Genomic DNA, 6,641 nt, shown 5'->3' with positions numbered 1-6,641 from the left:
CGCAACTGCGGGCGCCCCGGCGCCGCATGCAGCTTCCGCCCCCCCCCCGCTTCCGGCCCACCTAAGCCGCTCTTTCGCAAATCCGAATTTCAGCGTGCCGGGGGCTCGGGAATAATGGCCCCATTCAATCCGAGCGGGGCTACCCCATGCACGCACATCAGGATCCAGACCAGCTCTACCCCGAAATCCGCGAAGCGGTACGCGACCTCTGTGCCGGCTTCGATTCGGCGTACTGGCAACGGGTGGAAGAGCAGAACGCCTTTCCTGAGACCTTTGTCCAGGCTCTGACCCAGGCGGGCTGGCTGTCAGCGCTGATCCCCGAAGCCTATGGCGGCTCGGGCCTGTCGCTGACAGCCGCCTCGGTCATCATGGAGGAAATCAACCGCAGCGGCGGCAATTCCGGCGCCTGCCACGGCCAGATGTACGTAATGGGCTGCCTGCTGCGCCACGGCTCCGAAGCGCAGAAACAGCGCTGGCTGCCGGGCATCGCCTCGGGCGAGTTGCGCATGCAGTCGATGGCCGTGACCGAGCCCACCACCGGCACCGATACCACCAAGCTCAAGACCACCGCGGTGCGCCAGGGCGACAAGTACATCGTCAATGGCCAGAAGGTATGGATTTCACGCGTGCAGCATTCGGACCTGATGCTGCTGCTGGCACGCACTACGCCGCTGGACCAGGTCAAGCGCAAGTCCGAGGGCCTGTCGGTGTTTGTGGTGGACCTGCGTGATGCCATCGGCAAGGGCCTGACGGTCAAGCCGATCCGCAACATGGTCAACCACGAGACCAACGAACTGTTTTTCGACAACCTCGAAGTCCCCGCCGGAAACCTGATCGGCGAGGAAGGCAAGGGCCTGAAGTACATCCTTGACGGCCTCAACGCCGAGCGCATCCTGATCGCCGCCGAATGCATCGGCGACGGCTACTGGTTTGTCGAGCGCGCCAGCAACTATGCGCGCGACCGCATCGTGTTCGACCGCCCGATCGGCCAGAACCAGGCCGTGCAGTTCCCGATCGCGCGCTCGTACATCAATGTCGAGGCGGCCAGCCTGATGCGCTACAAGGCGTCGCAATTGTTCGACGCCGGCAAGCCATGCGGCAAGGAAGCCAATATCTCGAAGCTGCTGGCCGCCGACGCGTCGTGGGAAGCGGCCAACGTCTGCCTGCAGACGCACGGCGGCTTCGGCTTTGCCGCCGAGTACGACATCGAACGCAAATTCCGCGAGACACGCCTGTACCAGGTGGCGCCGATCTCGACCAACCTGATCCTGTCCTACGTGGCCGAGCATGTGCTCGAGCTGCCGCGTTCGTTCTAAGGCCCTACATGTCCCATTCCCCCAAAGGCATCCGTCCGCTCGACGGCATCCGCGTGGTCTCGCTCGAGCACGCCGTGGCCGCTCCCTTCGCCACGCGCCAGCTGGCCGACCTGGGCGCGCGCGTGATCAAGGTCGAGCGCCCCGGCGCGGGCGACTTTGCCCGCGGCTATGACGAGACCGTGCATGGCCAGGCCTCGCACTTCGTCTGGCTCAACCGCGGCAAGGAAAGCCTGACGCTGGACCTGAAGCAGGAAGCCGCGCAGAAGGTGCTGCACCAGTTGCTGGCCGATGCCGACGTGCTGGTGCAGAACCTGGCCCCCGGCGCCGCCGCGCGCATGGGCCTGGACTTCGACACCCTGCACGCCCGCTACGGCAAGCTGATCGTGTGCGATATCTCGGGCTATGGCGATGCCGGCCCCTATCGCGACAAGAAGGCCTATGACCTGCTGATCCAGGCCGCGGCCGGCCTGATCGGCATCACCGGCGGCCCCGACGAGCCCTCGCGCGCGGGTATCTCTATTGCCGACATCGCCGCCGGCATGTACGCCTATACCGGCATCCTGTCGGCGCTGCTGCAGCGCGGGCGCACCGGCGAGGGCGTGCGCGTGGAAGTGACCATGCTCGAAGCGCTGTCCGAATGGATGGGCTACGCGCTCTACTTCGGCCACTACGGCGGCACGCCGCCGGCGCGCTTCGGCGCCTCGCACCCGGCCATCGCGCCATACGGTGTGCACCGCACCGGCGACGGCGGCAGCGTGATCTTCGGCCTGCAGAACGAGCGCGAATGGCGTGCCTTCTGCGAGAAGGTGCTGGAGCAGCCCGAGCTGCTGCAGGACGAGCGCTTCGCCACCAACTCCGGCCGCGTCAAGAACCGCCCCGCCATGACCGAGATCATCGAGCAGCGCTTTGCCGCGATGACCGTGTCGCAGGCCGAGGCGCTGCTTGACGCCGCCCAGATCGCCAACGCGCCGATGAACGACATCGAAGCCATCTGGAACCACCCGCAACTGGCCGCCCGCAACCGCTGGCGCGAAGTTGCGGTGCCAGGCGGCATCATCGGCGCGCTGCTGCCGCCGGCCAACCTGTCGGGCGTGGATCCGGTGATGGGCGATGTGCCCGCGCTGGGCGCGCACAGCCGCCAGATCCTGGCCGAGCTAGGCTACGCCGACAGCGACATCGCCGCGCTGGCGGACCAGCAGACCATCTGAGCCAATGCCGGCGCCCGGGAAGACCGGGCGCCTTTTTTCTTTTCCCGCAAGCCCCTACTCAATCTCCGGAGCCGGCATGAGCCAACCCGCAGACAACACCTACCCGACCCGCCAGCTTTGCGACTTCCTGGCCGACCTCAAGCTGGCCGACGTGCCCGCGCCCGTGATCGAGCGCACCAAGGACCTGTTCCTGGACTGGATCGCCTCGGCCATCGCCGGCAAGGATGCCCCCGCCGTGCGCAAGCTGCAGGAGTTCGCCGCGGCCATGGGCCCGGCGCAAGGCGGCGCCGAAGTGCTGGTGGACCGCCGCCGCACCTCGCCCTACTTTGCCGCGCTGATCAACGGCGCCTCCTCGCACGTGGTCGAGCAGGACGACGTGCACAACAGCTCGGTGCTGCACCCCGCCGCGGTGGTGTTCCCTGCCGTGGTGGCAGCCGCGCAGGCCGAGGGCAAGACCGGCGCCGAAGTGCTGCTGGCTTCGATCGCCGGTTATGAGGCCGGCATCCGCATCGGCGAATTCATGGGCCGTTCGCACTACCGCGTGTTCCACACCACCGGCACGGTGGGCACGCTGGCCGCCGCCGCGGCCGTGGCCAAGCTCTACGGCCTCGATGCCGAAGGCATCAACCAGGCACTGGGCTCGGCCGGCACGCAGGCCGCGGGCCTGTGGGAATTCCTGCGCGACGCCGCCGACTCCAAGCAGCTGCATACCGCCAAGGCCGCGGCCGATGGACTGCAGTCAGCCTGGCTCGCGCGCGCCGGCTTCACCGGCGCGAAGCAGATCCTGGAAGGCGCACAGGGCATGGCCGCCGGCATGTCCAGCGATGCCAACCCCGCCTGCCTGACCGACGGCCTGGGCACGCGCTGGGCCACCGCCGAGACCTCGTTCAAGTTCTTCGCCTCATGCCGCCACACGCACCCGGCCGCCGATGCGCTCAAGGCGCTGATGCAGCGCGAAGGCATCGGCGCCGACCAGGTCGCCAGCGTCACCACGCACGTGCACCAGGGCGCCATCGACGTGCTCGGCCCGGTGGTCAACCCCACCACCATCCACCAGGCCAAGTTCTCGATGGGCACGGTGCTGGGGCTGGTGGCCGTGCACGGCCATGCGGGTCTGGGCGAGTTCGAGCAGCATGCGCTGCAGGACCCGAAGGTGACCGCCTTCCGCGGCAAGGTCGGCATGGAACTGGATGCCGAGATCAACGCCGCCTACCCGCGCCAGTGGATCGGCCGCGTTACCGTCACGACCACCGACGGCCGCACACTGGCGGCGCGCGTCGACGTGCCCAAGGGCGATCCCGACAACACCCTGTCGCGCCCGGAACTGGAAGCGAAAGCGCTGCAGCTGGGCGCGTTCCGCCACGGCGCGAGCGAGGCCGAGATGCGCGCCATCATCCAGCGCGTGTGGGCGCTGGAGCAGGCCCCGAACGTCAACGACTGGCTGCCCGCCGCAGGCTGAGGACCAAGACATGTCCACTGCAGTCACCTACCTGTTCGTGCCGGGCGACCGGCCGGAACGCTTCGACAAGGCCGCTGCCGCCGGCCCCGATGTGATGATCCTGGACCTCGAGGACGCGGTCCATCCGGACGCCAAGCCCGCCGCGCGCGCAGCCATCGCCGCGTGGCTGGCCGGACTGCCCGCGGCCAATGCCTTTGTCCGCATCAACGACAGCGCCTCGCCGTCCTTTGCCGCCGACCTGGCCTGGCTGCGCGCGCTGCCCCCGGGTACCGCGCTGGCAGGCCTGCTGGTGCCCAAGGCAGAAGATGCCGCCGCGCTGGCCACCATCGCGCAGGCCCTGCACGCGATCAACCCGCAGGGCGAACTGGTCGCGATCATCGAAACCGCGCTGGGCCTGCATCAGATCGACGCCGTGGCCACCGCCACCGGCGTGGCACGTCTTGCCTTCGGCTCGCTCGACTATGCGGTCGACCTGGGCTGCAGCCATACGCGCGACGCGCTCGCCTTTGCACGCGCGCGCATCGTGCTGGCCTCACGCGTGGCCGGGCTGCCGCCGCCGGTCGACGGCGTGACCACCGCACTGAAAGACGAAGCCGTGCTGGCCAGCGACGTTGCCTATGCGCGCGAACTCGGCTTTGCCGGCAAGCTCTGCATCCACCCGGCCCAGCTGGGCGCGGCGCGCGCAGGCTTCCTGCCCAGCCCCGAGCAGCTCGACTGGGCCCGCCGTGTGCTGGAAGCTACCGCCAGCGGCAGCCATGCGGTGCAGGTCGATGGCAAGATGGTGGACCGGCCCGTGATCGAGCAGGCCCGCCGGCTGCTGGCACTGGCGCAATAACCCGCCTTCCGGCCACTTTCACGCATTACAAGGCTTACTGTCATGACTGACGCCACTCCTGAACTCGAACGCCTGCGCGGCTGGATCGGCCGCAGCGAATCGCGCACCGAAACGCTGTCGCCGGAACCGGTGATCGGCCTCGCCGCCACCTTCGACCTCGACCCCGAGGCCGTCGCCGCCGGCCCGCTGCCGCCGCTGTGGCACTGGCTCTACTTCCTGCCGCGCGCGCCGCAGCGTGAACTGGGACGCGACGGCCATCCCACCCTCGGCGGCTTCATGCCGCCGGTGCCGCTGCCGCGCCGCATGTGGGCCGGCAGCGAACTGAGCTTCAGCCATCCACTGCATATCGGCGATACCGTCACGCGCACCTCCACCATCAAGGACGTGCAGTACAAGACCGGGCGCACCGGTGAACTGTGGTTTGTCGCCGTCGATCACGAGCTGACCGTCAACGGCAAGACCGCGGTCAACGAGCGCCACGATATCGTCTACCGCGCCATGCCCGACCCGTCCAGGCCGCAGCCGCCGCGCCCGCGCCTGGAGCAGGCCGCGCAGTGGCAGCGCACGCTGCAGGCAGATCCGGTGATGCTGTTCCGCTACTCGGCACTGACCTTCAACGGCCACCGCATCCACTATGACCGCCAGTACACGCGCGAGGTCGAGGGCTACCCCGGCCTGGTGGTGCACGGGCCGATGCAGGCCATGCTGATGCTGGACCTGGTGGCGCGCGAGCAACCGCAGGCGCGCGTGCGCCGCTTTGGCTTCCGCGGCCTGGCGCCGCTGTTCGACCAGGACACCATCATCGTTGGCGGCGCGGCTGATCCGGCGCAGGCTGGGCGGCTGGTGCTGTGGACGGGGGACGATGCCGGCGGGCAGGCGATGCAGGGGTGGGCGGAAGTGGAAGGTTAAGAGCCTGAAGCCTTATCTGCTCCGCTGGTTTGCTCCCCTCTCCCGCTTGCGGGAGAGGGGGCACACAAACGGTCGGTCAAGTCCTGCGGTGCCCACAATTGACACCAGCGGGACCTGCCATCTCAGTGAATCAGCGACCGACCGCGATTGGTTACCCGACCATCGCCTCCTCAATTCCCTCCGCGACTTCTTCTACCCTGTCGGCCAGCAATCCAAGGGAGGCCCGGCAGAGCGCTCGCAAGGCTCCAACGTAGCCGGCTGCAAGGCTACGCTCCCCTCTTCCTGTGCGTCACATTCGCTGTGCGTAACCAACGTCAGTACGCAGGCCGTGCCTCGCGCAACCGCATCGGCTTGATCCAAGAGATTCAATAGCAAGAGTTGCCGAGGAACAGGCAGCGCGTCCTCACGCGCTGCGCGGCGGGTTTCGGGACTGAACCGCGAAAGGGAATCATCGAGTCGGGGCGGGGTGAAGGCGTCGGGTTCAATGCCGGATTGGGACATTGCTGACCTCCATAGCGTAGAAGAGGAGGTACCGTTGATCGGGTTCTCACTCCCGGTTCCTGCTGTATTAGCAGCCCATCCAGTCTAGAGAACCCTGCCGTTCACAATCAAGGCGCAGATTGTGAAGGATCGATACGCTAAGTTGAGCGTCAGTTGCCGACGTCCACAGAGCGGAGAACTCCACGCCTTGGCGAAGGCACGCATCACGGTTTACAGGCGATGCCTTGATGGCATTCAAGAAGGTACTTCGGCAGATTTGTGGTGGTGGCTCTTGGAGAGGCCCCGGTTTCGCCCCTAAAGGGGCGAGTCGCTTTCTGTCGCTCGGACAGAAAGTGACCCGCCCAGCAGGGCGGAACAGGGCCGTCGACCTACAACAACATCGAACCAGCCCCCAAGCCCCTCCCCCCTCAATC

The 6,641-nt window shown here is 67.5% G+C and carries 5 protein-coding genes; all 5 read left to right on the top strand.

Annotated elements, in window-relative coordinates; translation table 11 throughout:
• Positions 1-146: 146 nt before the first annotated feature.
• Positions 147-1,316, top strand: a complete 1,170-nt coding sequence (locus AC3WQZ_RS10745) for an acyl-CoA dehydrogenase family protein (protein WP_011616752.1) — start codon at positions 147-149, stop codon at positions 1,314-1,316.
• Positions 1,317-1,324: 8 nt separating this feature from the next.
• Entirely contained in the window at positions 1,325-2,524 is a 1,200-nt protein-coding gene (locus AC3WQZ_RS10740) for a CaiB/BaiF CoA transferase family protein (RefSeq protein ID WP_492300520.1), read from the top strand.
• Positions 2,525-2,600: 76 nt separating this feature from the next.
• On the top strand, positions 2,601-3,983 hold the full coding sequence (locus AC3WQZ_RS10735; RefSeq protein ID WP_492293133.1) for an MmgE/PrpD family protein: 1,383 nt from the start codon (positions 2,601-2,603) through the stop codon (positions 3,981-3,983).
• 10 nt (positions 3,984-3,993) lie between these two features.
• Positions 3,994-4,818, top strand: coding sequence for an HpcH/HpaI aldolase/citrate lyase family protein (locus tag AC3WQZ_RS10730; RefSeq protein ID WP_058697838.1), 825 nt, complete (start codon positions 3,994-3,996; stop codon positions 4,816-4,818).
• A gap of 42 nt (positions 4,819-4,860) precedes the next feature.
• Entirely contained in the window at positions 4,861-5,727 is an 867-nt protein-coding gene (locus tag AC3WQZ_RS10725) for an HTD2 family dehydratase (protein ID WP_011616748.1), read from the top strand.
• Positions 5,728-6,641 lie beyond the last annotated feature (914 nt).

The sequence above is a fragment of the Cupriavidus sp. FW305-26 genome (genome assembly GCF_058787975.1).
This window is presented reverse-complemented; position numbering and strand designations above follow the sequence as displayed.